We start from the raw sequence: 17,475 nt of genomic DNA, 5'->3' as shown, positions 1-17,475 counted from the left end.
CTTATGGATGGATCAACAGAAGTCATGAGGATGGTAAGAATACATTGCTATCAAAGAACCTGAGCCTCGAATATCATCTGGGTCTTTAACGAAGTAGCAAAAGGGCACATACCAGCAGACCATGTAAGAATACAAATGAATAAAAGGGAGGGCGCATCGATGTCAAGAAGCGCCTTCGCCAAAGCGATGAGAAATCTGGTTTACTGCGGGAAGATCTATATTGAAGACTACAAACAAGAGGAAGCTTATTACGCTGAAGGAAAACATGAGGCATTGATTAGCGAACGATTGTTTAATCAGGTTCAACACATTATGGACAAAAAAAGAAAAGTAGAAGGTCCTGGTGGAAGAGTTCTTGGAAACGAGCGTTTTCCCCTTAGAGGTCTTCTGATCTGTCCAAGGTGTGGAAAGAATCTTACGGCAAGCGGTGCAAAAGGAAAGTCAAAAACCTATTATTACTATCATTGCCATTATAAGTGCGGATTCAGGTTTGACTCTGACAAGTTAAATGAGCTCTTTGAGCTTGAAATTTCTAAACTGGAATACAATCCGATCATCAAAGAACTTATGAAGGAGATACTTTTAGATAATTATAAACAATTCACCTATGATATAGAAGCTAAAAGAAAGTCAATTTCAAAAGAGATCAATTTACTTAATGAAAAGGTTGCTAATGCAAGAGATAAATATCTAGTAGATAAATTAGATGAAGAGGATTATAAAGAGATCAAAAGGATCACAAAATCACAAATTGAACAACTGGAACAGGAAATTCAGCAAATGGTTTCGGATAGCAAGGAGCTTGACATTAGAGCAAAAATAGAAAATGCACTTGACGGGATGGAAAACCTTGCAAACCTTTATCAGCAGGGAGATCTTCAAACAAAAAGAACGATAGGGTGTTTGATATTTCCCCAAAAAGTTGAATTTGACGGAAAAAGTTTTCAAACACCTAAAATGAATATTGTTGCTCAGTGTATCTACCAGTATAACAACGGATTAGGAAATAAAAAAAACCGACATCGAAGAGTGAAATCTTCAAATGTCGGTCTTGTGACCTCGACAGGATTCAAACCTGTAACCTTCTGAGCCGTAATCAGATGCGCTATTCAGTTGCGCCACGAGGCCGTTTGTTTTGTTGTTGTTTAACGGTTGCAAATATACCACTTTTTTCCGTTCTTTGAAACATGAAAAAGAAAATTTTACTTTTATTTACGGTATTTTCGCTAATTGCCTGTAAAAGAGAATCAAAAATTTCGTCCTCAGATTGGACAAATATCTCAAATCGCACCCAATACAAGGAACAAGATGGAAACCTGGAGCTGAAATCGGGAAATTTCACCTATAATTTCAGGCAAAATCAAACTCCTTTTAAAAAAATCATCCTTCTTAATGCGAGTATGGCGGGGTATATTTCTGAATTGGGAGTAGAAAATTTAATCATTGGAGTGTCAAGTCCGGAGTATATTTATTCGGAAAAAATTCAAAATCTGTTGAAGGAAGGAAAAATTCAGAATGTAGGGAGCGATCAGAAGTATGATGTAGAGAAAATTATTTCCATGAAACCGGATGCTATTTTCACCAATTATATTGCAAGTTTTGATAATGCGTATCAGTTATTGAAGAACAATGGGATTCAGGTGATATTTCTGGATGAATATATGGAGCAGCAGCCATTACAGAAAACAGCTTATATTAAACTTTTTGGTGAATTTTTAGGAAAAGAAAAAGAAGCACTCACTGTATATGATAAAATTGAAAAAAATTATAATGATCTGAAAAAATTAGCCCTTACAGCAAAAGAAAAACCTGTTGTGCTGGCTAATGAAATGTATGGTGACGTTTGGTATCTTCCTGGTGGAAACACTTCTGTAGCTCACTATATTGCTGATGCTAACGCTACTTATATTATGAAAGATAATAAGGATGAAAAAGCTTTAACGATGAGCTTTGAAGAGGTATATGCTAAAGCAGGCGGAGTGCAGTACTGGGTAAATGCCGGAAGTCATACTTCCAAACAGGAAATGTTGGGCATGAATCCTTTTTACGGAAAACTGGATGTATTCAATAAAGGAAAAATATATACCATTGCCGGAAAAGAAAAACTGAAAGCTAATGATTTTTTTGAAAGTGGTGTGGTAAGAGCTGATCTCATTCTTAAAGATTATATTAAAATCTTCCATCCAGAACTTTTACAGAATTATAAGCTTACTTACATGAAAGAATTGCAGTAACTCGTACTATTTGCTTATTTTTGTTCTTCCTTTTTATAAAGTTATGTGGAAAAAAATTAAACAACTTATCTTCATCATTCTTGTTCTGAATGTAGTTTTTATCATCTGGGGAAGATTCTTCAACCCACCCATTACCATTACCCAGATTGGTGGGCTTTTTGAGTACGGAAAACTCCACAGAGATTATATTTCCTATGACGAAATGGGAAGCAACGTGAAAAAAGCAGTGATCGCTTCAGAAGACCAGAAATTCTTTGATCACGACGGTTTCGATTATACCGCTATTGAAAAAGCGATGAAAAATAATGAGAAAGGGAAAAAGATCAGAGGAGGAAGTACGATCTCCCAGCAGACGGCAAAAAATGTCTTCCTATGGCAAGGCAGAAGCTGGTTGAGAAAAGGGTTGGAAGCAGTTTATACCTTTATTATAGAAAAAGTATGGGGTAAAGATATTATCCTGGAAAGATACCTTAATTCTATTGAAATGGGGCAGGGCGTTTTTGGGGTAGAAGCTGCCGCACAATATTATTTTGGAAAATCATCTAAAGATCTAAGTACTTCAGATGCAGCGTGGATTGCTGCTGTACTGCCGAATCCAAAGAAATATGATCCGAAGAGTCCATCTCCTTATTTAAGAAAGAAACACAATTGGATCATGAGACAGATGAGGAATGTGAGTTTGAAATAGTATCTTTGTACTAATGAAATTCTTTAATTCCAGCACAAATTTTGAGTCAGTTCTTAAAAAATATTTTTCTTTTAAGAACGAAACTCTTTCATTAGAGCCATTTGCCGAGTTTTTAGAAAGCATTAAAATGGCAGATTTTACCGATGTGCTTAATTTTTTTCGAAGCAATCCGAATTTTGCAGAAAACTTTAAATATTATATCCATAATATATTTAAAGGAAGGCCTTTCAACCTGTCTCTAACAGAAGCTAATATCCTTTCTGAAAATGCTTTCTTCCCGGAGCTTAAAAAACGAATCCTGAATAAAGTTCTCCCTCCCGTAGAAAATGAAAAAACGGTTTGGTATATGATTGATAATGTCAGTCTGAGACCAAAGAAGGATTTAAAATACCTACATAATCTTCCGGAGAACGAGATCAATGAATTTCTGACCATTTTAGGTACAGCTGATTTTATCATCAGACCCAATGTGAAAAAAGAACTTATTTTCTCAATGAACATCCTTTCATGGAGGGTTACAGGGATGGCAATGGAAGTGGAAGTAGTGAGAATGGCTCCTCAATACAGAAATCTGGACAATCCATTTCTGGCTTTACAGAATGAATTGGAAACACTGGCAGATGATCTGGTAAAAGATCCGGAACTGCAACTTCATTCCAAAGACAGCCGCTATAAGCAGATTAAAATTTATACAGAACAATGTCTTGAATTTGTAAATATTGCATTTAAAAATTCGGCAAAATATGGGATTTCAGGAAAGATCAATCAATCCCTGTTAAAGATCCGTCAGCAGACAGAAAGAATTTATGATATCGTACAGTTATTAGTAATTGATAATGAGGGAGATATTCTTATTAAATCCAAGCAGTTGGCATTTAATATATTGAGCTACAAATCTCACAAAAACAATATTGCTGATCTGATTAATGACAGCACGAGATTGATTTCCCATCTTATCACCAATCACACTGCAGAAGCAGGAACTCATTATATAACATCTACCCGCAAAGAATATATGACCATGTTCTACAAAGCAAGTGGTGGTGGTATTATTGTTGGGGCTCTCTGTGTCCTGAAAATGCTGTATGGGTACATTCCCGGGAGTGATTTTTCACATGCATTTTTATATTCTATGAACTATGCAATGGGGTTTGTCATGATTTATCTGATGGGATTCACCCTTGCTACCAAACAGCCGGCAATGACTGCTGCTACCATGACTAAAGTGCTTTCAGAAGAAGGAAACAGCCAGAGAAACAATACCGAATTTGCACATTTGGTATCCAAACTGTTCCGAAGCCAATTTATTGCTTTTGTAGGAAATGTTTTACTGGCATTCCCAGTAGCGCTAGCTATTATTTATGGTTTGGATGTATTCTTTTCACAAAATCTCGCGGTTGAGAGATCAGATAAATTATTAAAAGATTTAGATCCTTTCCAGTCGAAAGCCATTTTACACGCAAGTATTGCAGGTTTTTATCTGTTTATTTCCGGGATTATTTCTGGAAATATTGGGAATAACTCTGTTTTTTATCAGATTCCTGAGAGGATTGCAAAAAATCTGTCTATCAGAAGCTTTTTTGGAAAGAAATTCGCAAAAGGACTTTCAAAATATTATGCTAAAAACTGGCCGGGAATTGTTTCTAATTTTTGGTTTGGTGTTTTCCTGGGAGCAACGGCTCCTGTAGGAATGTTTTTTGGACTGGATTTGGACATCAGACACATTACATTTGCTGCAGGAAACTTCGCATTAGGACTTTATGGGAAAGATTTTTCAGTAGATTCCTATACATTCTGGATCTCTTTTGTGACCGTATTTCTGATAGGATTTTTTAACTTTTTGGTAAGTTTTAGTTTATCCATGTTTTTGGCATTCCGATCAAGAAAAATGAATTTTGGACAGGTAAGTGAGATTTATAAAGAGATTTTCAGTTACTTTATCAAACACCCTTTGAAATTTTTCATTCCGCTAAGTTCAGGATTGGATAAAAAAGCAGATGACCTGATGAGCAGTACAAAATCTAATAAATCAGAAGACCATTAATAAAATAAAAAAGCTACCATTTTTGGTAGCTTTTTCTATATATGGTATCGATGATTACATGCTGCAATCTGGTGATTCAGGGCACAATGCTGGTAATTGTGTCCAAACGGCACATACTGTGGGGTCTGAGCAGACTACTGCACAACATATCATTTTTCCAGCCCCTTGTATTTTTTTTAAATTTTCTCTCGATAATTTCTTTTGTGTAAGTACTTTTTTCATGGTAAATATTTTTTTTATGTACCTTAAATATATCACTTTATTTCGAAATAAGCTCAATTGTTTTTAAATAAATTTTCTGTAATATCTATGGATAGGAGAAACTTTATAAAATCTGAAGATCATGAAACTGTTCTGTGCCAAATTTATCCTGGAACTTCTTCAGATAGAAACTCTTACGCATTTTGAAATCATGCTTCAATAATGGGGAATCTATTTTGATAATGATAAAGCCATTTTCAATATTCACACTTCTGATTTCATTGAACAGGCTTTCATCAAGATAATCTTCTAGGAAATCTTTGATCTCAAATGCAATTAGTTTATTTTCAAAACCATAAATTCTGGCGAAAGATTTCACCAGTTCTGAGGATTGATATTCACGTTTTTTCTTCTTCATACTATTTTCTCTCTATAAATTCAGTAGTTAATCCCTTACTTTTAAAGAACTTTTCCAGTTCCGGGTAAAGGTATTCACACGCTTCAATAGGTTCCAGCATTTTTCTGGGTAAAGACTCTATACCTGAACACTCAAAGCAAATTTCAAAAAAAGCAAAAACCTTGTCGTTTTTATCATAAAACAGGATCGCATTTCTTGGGAAAAAACAGCCGCTTGTGGAGACAACACCTATATAATATTTTTCGCAGGTATTGTAGATGACATCCGTGAGCTCAGAAACTTCGGCTGAAGTTAACGTCCTCGATTCCTGGATGCCTTCAAAAGCTGAATGATCAATAGCTTCCCTTAATTCAAATCTCTTATTTATTTTAATACTGTCGTAATATCTTGTAATCCGGGCAGAATCTTCCTTGGTTTTTGGCGGTGGCGGCAGGGGTGCATAAGTACTGGCACTGCTTCTTTTTAAATTCAGATTATAAGAAATGATTCTTACCTGAGCCGCTTTATTGAAAGGAAATCTGGCCATTCTCTTATCGAGTGGTATAGGCTTGAAATCTTTTCTAAGATCACCATCCTTATAAGAATTATATTCTGATAGAAGATTCACATGCTTTTTCTTTTTTTTCTGACTGAAAGAAAAAAGAAAACAGAATGAAAACAGGATAAGTAAAACTTTTTGTATCATATCTCAAAGATTATACTTTCTTCATTGATCTTCTTTACCACGCTTTCCGTACGTTCTCTGTGAGTATCAGTGATGAAGATCTGGCCGAAACTTTCTTTATTCACGAGCTCAATAAGCTGCGAAACTCTGGTGTCATCAAGCTTATCAAAAATATCATCCAGTAAAAGAATAGGAGTTTTCTTCGTAAGCTCTTTCACAAGACTCATCTGGGCTAGTTTTAAAGAGATAAGGAAGGATTTCTGCTGTCCCTGGGAGCCTGTTTTTTTAATCAGAACATGATCCATTTCGAAAAGAAGATCATCTTTATGAATTCCTTTTGAAGTATAAGTTAACATACGGTCACGTTCAACACTTTCTTTTAAAAGTGTCTCAAAAGAGTTTTCTAGTAAATGAGATTCATAAATGACCGATACCGTTTCTTTACCGCCCGAAATGATCTGATAAAAATTCTGAACAATAGGGTTGAGCTGTTCAACAAATTCTTTTCTTTTCCTGAAAATTTTAGTTCCAAAACGGGTAATTGGATCATCATAAATTTCAAGAGAATCTTTATCCCAGGTTCTGTTTTTAGCAAAATATTTTAGCAGGGCATTTCTTTGCTGAATGGTTTTCTGATATTGTATAAGATCAAAAAGATATTCTGAATCGGTCTGAGAAATCATAGCATCCAGAAACTTACGTCTGCTTTCCCCGGAATCTGAAATTAAATTCGAGTCATACGGAGAAATCATCACACTTGGCAAATATCCAATATGATCAGCAAGCCTGTCATAGCTTTTGTCATTTTTCTTAATGACTTTTTTAGCTTCCTTCGGTTGAGTGATTCTGATAATGTCTTCACTGTCTTCATTTTGAATCTCAGCATCAATAGTGAAAAAATCTTCTTCCGTCTTAATATTGTTAAGATCTGTATTTCCCAAAAAGCTTTTGCCTACCGATAAATAGTGTAATGCATCCAGAATATTGGTTTTTCCCACGCCATTGTTGCCTACAAAGCAATTGATCTGAGGAGAAAATTCAAACTTTTTTTCTGAATGGTTTTTGAAATTGTAAAGGGAGAGCTTCTTGATAATCATGGGTCAAAAATACTCCATTATTAGCAAAAATAAAAAAGGAAGTGATGAACAAGTTTCCACGCCGAAGGAAAAATACGAGTCATCCCTTTTGTTGTCAGCGAAATAAATAAAAATATAAGAGATAATCGTAGTCAGAAAAAATGAGACTGCATAATTGAATTTAAGATAAAAGATGGCAATCATACTGCTTATGAAAACCAAAGCATAGGCGACATATTTTGTATTCTGTACCCCGATAAACATGGGAAAAGTTTTTACCGTATCACTTTCCATATCTCTGATATCGAAAGGAAGCACCAATGCTGTAATGAAGAAAAAGCTGATCAGAAAAATAGGAATGCTAAATTCGGGAAGGGTAAGCCAGCAGTTGACCAATGCCCAGACCAATCCCACATAAAATACCTTCAGTAAAGGAATTTTTCTGATATAAATATCCAGAAAAAAGCTATTATAAAGAAGCCCCAGAATGACAATAATAAACCATTTCAGAAGCCTGATCTCATTATGGTTATAAATAATCAGACAGGCGCAGATAATTCCTGCAACGGCATTTAAGGCTAAGATTTTTAGAAAATGTCGGGTATATTGATATTTAGTGTAAAGATAACCGCTGAAATAAGTAATGAAAATCAGAATCGTAGTAGGGAAACGGAATGTGTTTTGCTCTTCCATAAAAAATACTGCAAAAAGAGTTCCCATTAAAGAGACATAAATTTGGCTGTCTATGACAGTTTTTTTCAGTATTTTTAAGATGTTCATTTATCAAAAATAATATATATGAAAATATTTTCCAAGATTTTTATGCTTTTGCTTGTAATGCAAAGCTTTTCATCGGTCTTTGCTCAGAAATATTACGAAGACCAGTGGAAAAAAATCAATGAAAACACGAGCAAAGGAGCTTATAAATCTAATCTCCCCATTATTTTGGCCATACAAAACCAAGCTATGAAAGAAAATAACACCCTTCAGCTGATCAGTGCTCTGAAATCTGAATTTAATATTATCAATCGAACTTCGGATGATGATCAGAATAATTCTGTTTCAACATTTTTCAAAAAACTACAGGATACGGAAGGAAAACTGAAAGGTGACGAAAAACTGTTTTATCAGGTTTTATTAAGCAATTTTTTCCAGGATTACTATAATAATAACCTTTGGAAATTAACGGGTAGAACTAATATGAACTCTCAGGATATCTCCCAGATTGAGACTTGGAGTAAGCTGGATTTTAAAAACTATTTAACGAAGGTCTACAACGAGCTTGATTCTCGAAGTTCGGAAATGAAAAAGATCTCTCTAAAGAAATATGAAAATGTTTTTTCTGATACAAAGAATATGGCTTACTTCCCTTCGTTATACGACTGGTATGCTCTTCAGAAAATAAAGTTTTGGTCTTCCAGTTTTATTTTTACAAAAAATGAACTTACAGCAAATTATATTAAAATTAATGCTATTTATGATGAGTTGATTGCTCAGAATAGTGGAAACGCCAAGCTTTATCTGATGAAAGAAAAGATGCTGACCAACTGTGATCTGACTCATTGCAAAGACCGATTGGAACAGTATCAAAATATTTTGAAATCCAGTGAAGCAGGTGATTACAAAGTCATCATCATGGAAAATATAATGGATGGGCTTGTTGAAAAAAATAAAATTAAAGAAGCCATTGCAGTAGCTAAACAGGCCAAAAGTGAGTATCCAAAGTCACCATACATCGAAAATATAAAGAATAAGGAAGAACAGATTACCAATCCTACACTGAATGTCAAATATGAATCTCAGACTCAAAATAATCTTCCTATTCATTTTGTAGCAGAGTACAAAAATGTATCTGCATTTACTTTGAATATTTATGAAGTAAAAGATAATTATACTTCATTCATGGATTATATAAGAAATCCTTATAATAATACTTTTGAAAAAGTAAAGAAAAATCTGGTAAGAAAAGAAACGTTTGAACTGACAGATCCGAAAGACTTCCAGCTTCATAAAACTTCTTTGGAAATAAAACCGCTTCCATCAGGTATTTATGCGGTAGAATATAGTGTTGCAGGAGAAAACGCTAAAGATAGCGACTCACCTCTGAATTTTTATTTTATAGTTTCCGGAAATCGAGTGGTTTATCAGTCTAAAACAGACCGAAATGCACTTTCAAACGAATTGAAACTAGTCAACAGTGAAAATGGAAAACTTCTGGCCAATGAAAATCTGACATTCTATGAATTTGTAGGCAATAATAATTTAAGCAAAATAGAAGGAAAAACCAATGAAAAAGGTGTCTTTAAATTTCCAGCTACTGCCAATAAAGATTATTACAGAACCTTTCTGATTCAGCAGCCTAAAACCAATGATTTCCAGATCATGAGAATATATGGCAGCAATACCTATAACGAAAGCTATGATCCTAATAAACAAACCCGTACCACGGCACAGATTTTTACAGACAGAGGCATTTATCGTCCCGGTCAGACGGTATATTTTAAGGTGATCAATACCAGAATTGAAAAGGAAGTAGAAGCGGTAATGTCTGGTCTGAAACAGAAAATTACCCTATACGATGCTAATAATCAGGAATTATCTACACAGGAATTTACGACTAACGAATTTGGTTCTTATCATGGAAGTTTCATTCTTCCTAAAGGTAAGCTGAATGGTATGTTTTTCTTAAGAACCATTGGCGAACCTCGTGGAAATAAAGGAATCAGTGTCGAAGAGTACAAAAGACCTAAATTTGAAGTTACTTTCGAGCCTGTAAAAGAAGAATATAAATACGGGCAGGTCATAGAACTGAAAGGAAGCGCTAAAATGTTTTCAGGAGTTGCTTTAAGCAATACCGTGGTAGATTACGAAATTAAAAAACATAATATACGATGGAGATATTTCAGCTGGTATCCTGAAGTGTATGATAATGAAAACTCAATATTGGGAGAAGCTAAGACCAATGAAAAAGGAGAGTTTACCATTCGTTTAGATCTTAAAAAAGATGAAACCTTGGAAGGTATCCAGATTGATAATTATGAAATAAATGCTTCCGTTACAGATATTAATGGTGAAACCCAATCTGCCAATACCCAGTTGAAAGTAGCTTCAGTTTCTCACTACATTAAAGCAAATGAAATCAATGATACATTTGCTGATGAAAATGTAAAACTGAAAGTAGAAACTAAAAATTATAACGAACAGCTCCTTAAAAAAGCCTATCAGGTGAAACTGTCGAAGCTTGCAGCTCCAGGTAGAGTTTTCCGTAATAATTTTAAACTTGAAGTTCAGAATCTTCCGAAATATTCGAAAGAAGAGTTCATCAATAAATTCCCACATGATCTTTTCGATAAAAATGATGAGATTAAAAACTGGAAAACAGAAAAAGTTCTTGTAGAAAGACAACAACAGCCTTCCGCCGATAATGATCTGGATCTCGGAAAATTGGAAGCAGGAGATTATCAGCTTGAACTCTTCAATATCGAAGGAAAAGATACCATAAAGTCATCGCAGTATTTCAGTGTTTGGGATAAAACAATGTTAAAACCTGCTCAAAAAACATTCCTTACCGTCATTGCACCAAAAGACGAAATTGTAAGAGGTGAAAAAGCGAAGATCTATGTGTTTTCTGCAGTTCCTGATGCTTTGGTAAATGTCTTTGTACAGAACGGATCAGGAAAAACAATTACAGAAACCCATACCTTTAAAAAAGGAATTCTCGAATATACAATTGAAGCTCCAAAAGATAAAGAAGTTTCTGACCTGAATATTCAGTTTCAAATGGTAGCCTTCAACGACATCAACACTAAGAATGTTGTTTTAAAAATTAAAGATACCGAAAGCCCTTTAAAAATAGAAACGGTTACTTTCAGAGATAAAATAGAGCCTAACTCAAAAGAAAAATGGAGTGTAAAGGTAACAGGAAATGATAAAGAGAAAATCAATGCCGAGGTTTTGGCCAATATGTACGATATGTCTCTGGATCAATTTGCTGCTAATAATTATAGCTGGAACAGATTATATTCACCTGTTAAGAGAGTAGTTTCATATGGGATTCAGAATTATCTGGAGCAAAGCACTTATGAGAAAAGAATGAAATATTTTGGCAGTAACTCTGTAGAGATTCCTTATTTTAACTGGTTTGATGGAGGTGAGGTATTCGAGTTCTATCGTGGAAATATTCCGAGAAGTAATAATGTTGTAATGACTGCAGGCTATTCGCCAATGCCAGCGCCATCTGTAAGAGCAAAAGCGAGAATGGTGATGAGAAAGGATGCTATGGAAGATAAAATTGAAATTGTTCAGAATGTGGTTCCGGAGCCTTCCAAAGCTCCAAAAATGGAATCTGGTCCAGACGGTGTTTTAGATCAGGGTCACACACAAAAAGAGCTGGACAAAGTCGCTGTTCGTCAAAACTTAAATGAAACAGCATTTTTCTATCCAGATTTAAAAACAGACGCAGAAGGAAATGTAAATTTTGAATTTACTTCTCCGGAAGCCCTTACAAAATGGAAACTGATGTTCCTAGCCCATACTAAAGATGCTAGAGCCGCCAGTTTGGAGAAAGAAGTTGTTACCCAGAAAGAATTTTCTGTAACACCAAACTATCCTAGGTTTTTAAGAGAAGGAGACGAACTGAATCTACAATCCAAACTATCCAATCTTACCAATAAAAAACTGAGCGGATCGGCAGAATTGCAGATTTTGGATGCCTTTACCAATGAAAATATTTCTTCAAAATTCGGACTTTCATCAGGAACTCAAAATTTTGATTTGAATGAAAACGGAAACGGAGCCCTTACATGGAAATTGAAGGTTCCTAACAATATTTCGTCCATTATCCTGAAGGTGGTAGCAAAAGCTGGAGCTTATTCAGACGGAGAACAAAAAGCGGTTGCCATATTGCCCAACAGAATGCTGGTAACCGATGCTGTGCCTGTATTTGTGAAAGAAGGAGAAACAAAAACATTTGTAATTGATAATCTTAAAAATAATACGTCAGCTACAGCTTCTAATGTTTCCAATACGTTGGAACTGACAACCAATCCTATTTGGGAAATTATGTTTGCACTTCCAAGTTTGAAAAACGACCAGAATAATTCTGCTGATGTTATCTTCAACAAATGGTTTGCCGATGTATTGGCTTCCGAAATATTCAAAGCTAATCCTAAAATGAAGACCGTTTTCGAGGAATATCAGAATAAAGGACTGCTGAACTCAAACCTTGAAAAAAATCAGGAATTAAAACAGCTTTTACTGGAAGAAACGCCTTGGATTCTGGAAAGTAAAAATGAAGGAGAGCAAATGCAGAAACTTTCGTTGCTGTTTGATGCCAATACGATGAAAAACTCTATCAATCAGGATTGGGATGATTTCAGAGAATTGCAGAACCCTGATGGTGGATTCTCATGGTATCAAGGATATCCAAGTTCATACGGAACTTCATTATATATTCTTAAAAATCTTGGGAAAATCAATTCATGGTTAAAAGATAATGTGAAAGATTACCAAAATGAAGATCAGAAAGACTTAGTGTCAAAACTGATCCGCTATGTAGATACTGAGATCAATAAATATGCAGATGTGAAGAAAGGAAACATTTGGAATAACTGGACGCTCGACTATCTTGATACCAGAAACTACTGGGAAAAAGAATATCCGTTAACAGGAAAAGGAGCCACTTTGAAATCGCTGGTGAAACAAAAAGCTAAAACAGCAAAAATCACAGACTTCACATTCTTCGGATTGCACAGAGCGGCATTGCTTATGAATAATTATGATCTGAAAACGGTATCTGATAAGCTCATGACTTACCTGAAAGAAACATCCACAGACACTAAAACACAAGGTGTTTACTGGAAACAGAATCTGAACGACTGGGGATGGTTTGGTTCAAAAGTAGTGAATCATGCTGGAGCATTGGAAGCTTTCAATAAGTTGAAACCTAATGATCAGCAATTTATTGAAGAGATGAAAATCTGGCTTATTACTCAGAAAGAAGTCAATTCGTGGGGAAGCTCAAGAGGAACCTCAGAAGTGATCTTCACCATTCTGAACTCAGGGAAATCATGGACGGGTACAGAAAGTGATAAAGCGACGATCGTTTGGGGTGGCAAAGAATTGGCTCCTCAAATTCAGGCGACGGGATATGTGAAATCAACAGTAAAAACAGAGACTATTGATAAGAATCTGGCTACTGTTACCGTTACGAAACCTGGTCCGGGTATTGTTCAGGGAGGGTTATTCTGGCAGTATTACGAAGACCTGGATAAAGTGAAATCTTCAGAAAACTATATCTCGGTAACCAAAGAACTTTATAAAAAAGTGAAAACCGTAAACGGAGAAGAACTTCAGAAAATATCTACCGAAACCCCGTTGAAAGTAGGTGATAAAGTAACCGTAAGAATGATACTGAATACAGACAGAGCAATGGAATTTATTCATATTAAAGATATGCGTGCTGCAGGATTTGAACCTCTAGACGTACTATCAGGGTATCAGTGGAAGAATAATCTGGGCTATTATCAGTCTACAAAAGATGCTTCTACCAACTTCTATATTCAATATATGCCGAAAGGAAAATATGTTTTTGAATATGATGTTGTAGCCAATGCTGCAGGAAAATTCTCCAACGGAATTACAACCATGCAGAATTACTACGCGCCGCAGATGAATGCTCATACGAAAGGAAGTAATGTTGCCATTTCAGAATAAATGATAAAAGAGCTGTAGTAATTTTTACTACAGCTTTTTTATTACAGAATGGTTTATAAAACAGAAATAAAATAAAAAACCAAACAATTGTTTAATTTTGGAATGATTTTTGGAATTATAGTAATATCAATTAAAAAAATTATTAAAAGATGAAATTTTCTAAAACTTTAATTACAGGATTGATTTTAATGATCGGTGTAAATGCTTTCGCTCAAAAGAAAGCTGAAAGGTTTGAAAAACTACAGATTGAAATGTTCCCAAAAGCAAAAGATGGATATAAACAAGTGTATATTCAGCTTCCTATAGAAAAAAACGAAAACGATTTAAAAGTTGAGCTTTTTGTAGGAATGGAAAAAATGTTAGACTGTAACAATTATTTTCTGATGGGAGACATGAAAAATCAGGACCTTCAGGGATGGGGCTACAACTACTACGAAGTAGAGTCTAAAGGAGAAACAGCCGGTACATTAATGGGCTGTCTGGATAAGAAACAGACCAAAAAGTTCGTTTCTTTAAAACCTGAAATCGTAAGATACAACAGTAAACTGCCATTGGTATTCTATGTACCAAAAGATATCGAAGTTCGTTACAGAGTTTTACGCCCAGATAATACGATGAAAAAAGCAGTTCAAAAGTAAAATTTGCAAGCTTATTATAAACAAGCTCCTCACAGTAATGTGGGGAGTTTTCGTTTTTAATTGCTAGCAATGTATATCCATCCAGTTTGTCATTCCACAGGAATCCAGCTTCCAAAATTCAAAATAAAATATACAGTAAGTTTTCAGATCAAATATTATTTTACCCCCTTTATTTCCTCAAAAAAACACAAAAATGGAGAGTGGAAAAAAGTAGAGTTAAATATTTTTTCAAAAATTTTTAAGTTTTAATTAACATTTAAACACTTTAGCCAAAACTTTGTTTGTAAAGGTGTTTCACTTAAACATATTTTAAACTTACTTTAAATTCACTGTATTGTGGAATTATCTTTAAGTATTTTAACATTTTTTGCATTATATTTGTTATAAACATAAGCCATGAAAAACAATTTATTGATTTTTACGTTTGGTTTTTTGGCTTTTCCTGCTTTGGGTTGGTCACAGTCTGCTCCTGATTTTAAGGAACTTCTAGACAGCGCCATGGTTCGGGATTCGGATCTCAAAATGCAGATTACCCAAAATAAACTTACCGACCTTGATGAACATAAGCTAAAGGATATTTTCTTACCTACTCTTGAACTGAGTGGAAAAGCAGGGTATCTCAACGGAACGGCAAGATTAACCTCGCCGGAAATTAACCTTGCTCCTTTTATCAACATTCCAGAAGGTGCTTTTAATAACAATTTCAACGTGTCAGGATTTTCCGGTATAGCAAAAGCCGATGCTAAAATGCTTCTGTATTCCGGAGGAAAAGTGAAATACCTGAAAAAAGCCGTTGAAGAAAAGAAAAAGTCTGAAGACATCCTGCTGGAAAAAACAAAAGACGAAGTCGTGGCTACCATTTCTAAAGCTTATGATCAGCTGGCATTGATTCATCAGTCCAAAAAAGTTCTGGACGAAAGTACCAAAAGACTGGACATTAATAAAAAGACAGCCGATAAAGCACTGGGCTACGGACTGATCACTCCTTATGATCATAAGAAGATAGAATTGGCTCAGGCTACGTTAAATGCTAAACTGGTAGAATACGAAGGAAAAAAAGAACTTCTCCTTACCCAGCTCTATATTTTAACAGGAATCAACAGAGAACGTCTTAAAATGATCGATCCTGCCTTATCTCCGGTAGAGCTTCTCACAGCAGAAAAAGGAATAGAACAAAGGGCTGAGATCCGCGCGCTGGATCACGGGATCACTGCAGCAGATTATAAGATCAAAGCTGAAAAAACATGGATGATTCCTAAAGTACAGTTAATGGCGTCTGCCTATTATATCGGTCTTTACGGAAGCCATATCAAAAGTTCTGAAAACATAATTCCTGCCGTTCCTTTGCTTGGATATGAAGGCAAAAAACTGGATTGGAGACCCAATAATATCAATGTGCTTCCCCTTATTACGGCAGGAGTTGGATTCAAGTGGGAAATCTTTGACGGAAAAGAAGGAAAACATGCCGAAGAAACAGCGAAAGTCGGAAAAGAAGTATTGCAGAACCAGAAAGAAGATGCTTTAAAAAAGCTGACTCTAAATTTGGCTAACAATAAAACCAATTATGACATTGCTTCCGCTCAGATCACTTTAAAAGCTAAAGAAAAAGAACTGGCAAAAAGTGCTTTGGTGCAGGCTGAAAAAGAATTCAGATATGGGATGAGCAAATCCTCACAGCTCATTGATGCAGAAAATGATCTGGAAGCGGCCGAGCTTGAATATCAGAACGCAATTTTTAACCAGAGAAGAGCAGGAATAGAACTTATGAGGTCTACCCAGGAGCTGGATATCACCAAACTTTATTTAATCCCTTAAAATTGAAAATGATGCCTAAAAATATATCTATACTCTTTGCTGCTCTGTTGATACTGGGAAGCTGTGACAAGAAAAATGAAAAGATCACGGAACCTGAAGGAAAAACCAAAAAGGATGTAATCTCCTTTGCTCCTAAAGTTACCGGAAGAATTGTAAAAATATACGTTGCTGAAGGACAAACAGTGAAAAAAGGAGATACCCTGGCTCAGCTTGATGTACCTGAAGTTTCCGCAAAAATAGCCCAGGCCCAGGGAGCAGTGAATGCTGCCACAGCTCAGGAACAAATGGCAAAAAATGGAGCTACAGCAGATCAGATGAAACAGCTGCAGGCAAAATATAAAGGCTTAAAAGAGCAATACGAATTTGCCCAAAAATCTTACAAGAGAGCCAATAATATGTTCCGCGACAGCTTAATGTCTCCACAGGCTCATGATGAAATTTATGCTAAGCTTCAAGGAGCAAAAGCTCAATATGATGCCGTTGTTGCAGAATTGGATGATGTGACAAGAGGAACCCGTTTCGAAAAAGTAGAAATGGCGGCAGGGCAGGCATCTCAAGCTAAAGGTGCTTTGCAGGAAGCCAACGTAGCCTATTCTGAAAGATATATCATTGCTACCAACAATATGGAAATAGAAACCATCAGCCTGAATACCGGAGAACTGGCAACTGCCGGATTTGCATTATTCAACGGATATATTCCCGAAAGTACCTATTTCAGATTTACTATTCCGGAAAGTGCGATCTCAAAATATAAAAAAGGGCAGGATGTGAATATGCAGGTTGTTTATAATAAAGAAAATCTGGCAGGAAATATCGTATACATCAAACAATTGACAAAATACGCAGATATTACAACAGCTTACCCGGATTATCAGCTTCAGGATGCAATTTATGAGATCAAAGTGAAGCCAAAAGATATGAATAAGGCTAAAAATATCCTTGTCAATGCAAATGTTATCCTGAAATAATATGAAATGGGAAGG

At 35.4% G+C, this 17,475-nt stretch carries 13 protein-coding genes and 1 tRNA gene; 8 read left to right on the top strand and 6 right to left on the bottom strand.

Annotation, left to right across the window (positions count from 1 at the left end; all coding sequences use genetic code 11):
* The first annotated feature begins 135 nt into the window (after window positions 1–135).
* Window positions 136–1,089, top strand: coding sequence for a recombinase family protein (locus tag ACQ76T_RS10030; RefSeq protein ID WP_431343164.1), 954 nt, complete (start codon window positions 136–138; stop codon window positions 1,087–1,089).
* Here ACQ76T_RS10030 and ACQ76T_RS10025 read toward each other — a convergent pair.
* Window positions 1,055–1,128, bottom strand: a tRNA-Arg gene (locus tag ACQ76T_RS10025). The two genes, ACQ76T_RS10030 and ACQ76T_RS10025, sit on opposite strands and share 35 nt — an antisense overlap.
* A 59-nt stretch (window positions 1,129–1,187) precedes the next feature.
* Between ACQ76T_RS10025 and ACQ76T_RS10020 the strand changes: the two genes are divergently transcribed.
* Genes ACQ76T_RS10020 through ACQ76T_RS10010 form a run of 3 tightly spaced genes read left to right on the top strand, consistent with a single transcriptional unit; the run spans window position 1,188 to window position 4,966 of the window.
* On the top strand, window positions 1,188–2,234 hold the full coding sequence (locus ACQ76T_RS10020; RefSeq protein ID WP_431343163.1) for an ABC transporter substrate-binding protein: 1,047 nt from the start codon (window positions 1,188–1,190) through the stop codon (window positions 2,232–2,234).
* 43 nt (window positions 2,235–2,277) lie between these two features.
* Window positions 2,278–2,922 (top strand): monofunctional biosynthetic peptidoglycan transglycosylase, encoded by a 645-nt coding sequence (mtgA, locus tag ACQ76T_RS10015; RefSeq protein ID WP_431343162.1) that lies wholly within the window; start codon window positions 2,278–2,280, stop codon window positions 2,920–2,922.
* Window positions 2,923–2,935: 13 nt separating this feature from the next.
* Entirely contained in the window at window positions 2,936–4,966 is a 2,031-nt protein-coding gene (locus ACQ76T_RS10010; protein WP_431343161.1) for a recombinase, read from the top strand.
* Window positions 4,967–5,020: 54 nt separating this feature from the next.
* Here the strand turns inward: ACQ76T_RS10010 and ACQ76T_RS10005 are convergent, their stop codons facing one another.
* The 5 genes from ACQ76T_RS10005 to ACQ76T_RS09985 all read right to left on the bottom strand — a co-directional run bounded on the left by ACQ76T_RS10005 (window position 5,021) and on the right by ACQ76T_RS09985 (window position 8,105).
* Window positions 5,021–5,188: a bacteriocin-like protein gene (locus ACQ76T_RS10005; RefSeq protein WP_431343160.1), complete on the bottom strand. Its 168-nt coding sequence runs from the start codon at window positions 5,186–5,188 to the stop codon at window positions 5,021–5,023.
* 103 nt (window positions 5,189–5,291) lie between these two features.
* Complete coding sequence (locus tag ACQ76T_RS10000; protein WP_431343159.1) at window positions 5,292–5,585, bottom strand: hypothetical protein; 294 nt, start codon at window positions 5,583–5,585, stop codon at window positions 5,292–5,294.
* Window position 5,586: 1 nt separating this feature from the next.
* The gene (locus ACQ76T_RS09995; RefSeq protein ID WP_431343158.1) at window positions 5,587–6,192 is read right to left on the bottom strand and encodes a hypothetical protein; all 606 of its coding nucleotides are present in this window, start codon (window positions 6,190–6,192) and stop codon (window positions 5,587–5,589) included.
* A 74-nt stretch (window positions 6,193–6,266) separates the two neighbouring features.
* A complete protein-coding gene (gene recF, locus ACQ76T_RS09990; RefSeq protein WP_431343157.1) occupies window positions 6,267–7,346 on the bottom strand; it encodes a DNA replication/repair protein RecF in 1,080 nt (359 codons plus the stop codon).
* Between the two features lie 3 nt (window positions 7,347–7,349).
* Window positions 7,350–8,105 (bottom strand): hypothetical protein, encoded by a 756-nt coding sequence (locus tag ACQ76T_RS09985; RefSeq protein WP_431343156.1) that lies wholly within the window; start codon window positions 8,103–8,105, stop codon window positions 7,350–7,352.
* A gap of 18 nt (window positions 8,106–8,123) precedes the next feature.
* On the opposite strand from ACQ76T_RS09985, the gene ACQ76T_RS09980 reads away from it, so the two are divergent.
* The 4 genes from ACQ76T_RS09980 (at window position 8,124) to ACQ76T_RS09965 (ending at window position 17,460) form a co-directional block, all read left to right on the top strand.
* Window positions 8,124–14,039 (top strand): alpha-2-macroglobulin family protein, encoded by a 5,916-nt coding sequence (locus tag ACQ76T_RS09980; RefSeq protein WP_431343155.1) that lies wholly within the window; start codon window positions 8,124–8,126, stop codon window positions 14,037–14,039.
* Window positions 14,040–14,188: 149 nt separating this feature from the next.
* Window positions 14,189–14,677 carry a serine protease inhibitor ecotin gene (gene eco, locus ACQ76T_RS09975; protein ID WP_431343154.1) on the top strand — a complete coding sequence of 163 codons (489 nt, stop codon included), beginning with the start codon at window positions 14,189–14,191 and terminating at the stop codon, window positions 14,675–14,677.
* A gap of 396 nt (window positions 14,678–15,073) precedes the next feature.
* On the top strand, window positions 15,074–16,492 hold the full coding sequence (locus tag ACQ76T_RS09970) for a TolC family protein (RefSeq protein WP_431343153.1): 1,419 nt from the start codon (window positions 15,074–15,076) through the stop codon (window positions 16,490–16,492).
* A gap of 11 nt (window positions 16,493–16,503) precedes the next feature.
* On the top strand, window positions 16,504–17,460 hold the full coding sequence (locus ACQ76T_RS09965) for an HlyD family secretion protein (protein WP_431343152.1): 957 nt from the start codon (window positions 16,504–16,506) through the stop codon (window positions 17,458–17,460).
* Window positions 17,461–17,475 lie beyond the last annotated feature (15 nt).

Source organism: Chryseobacterium sp. JK1 (assembly GCF_050632815.1).
Classification (GTDB): domain Bacteria; phylum Bacteroidota; class Bacteroidia; order Flavobacteriales; family Weeksellaceae; genus Chryseobacterium.
Note: the sequence above shows the minus strand (reverse complement) of the source record. Positions and strands in the feature narration are given on the sequence as shown.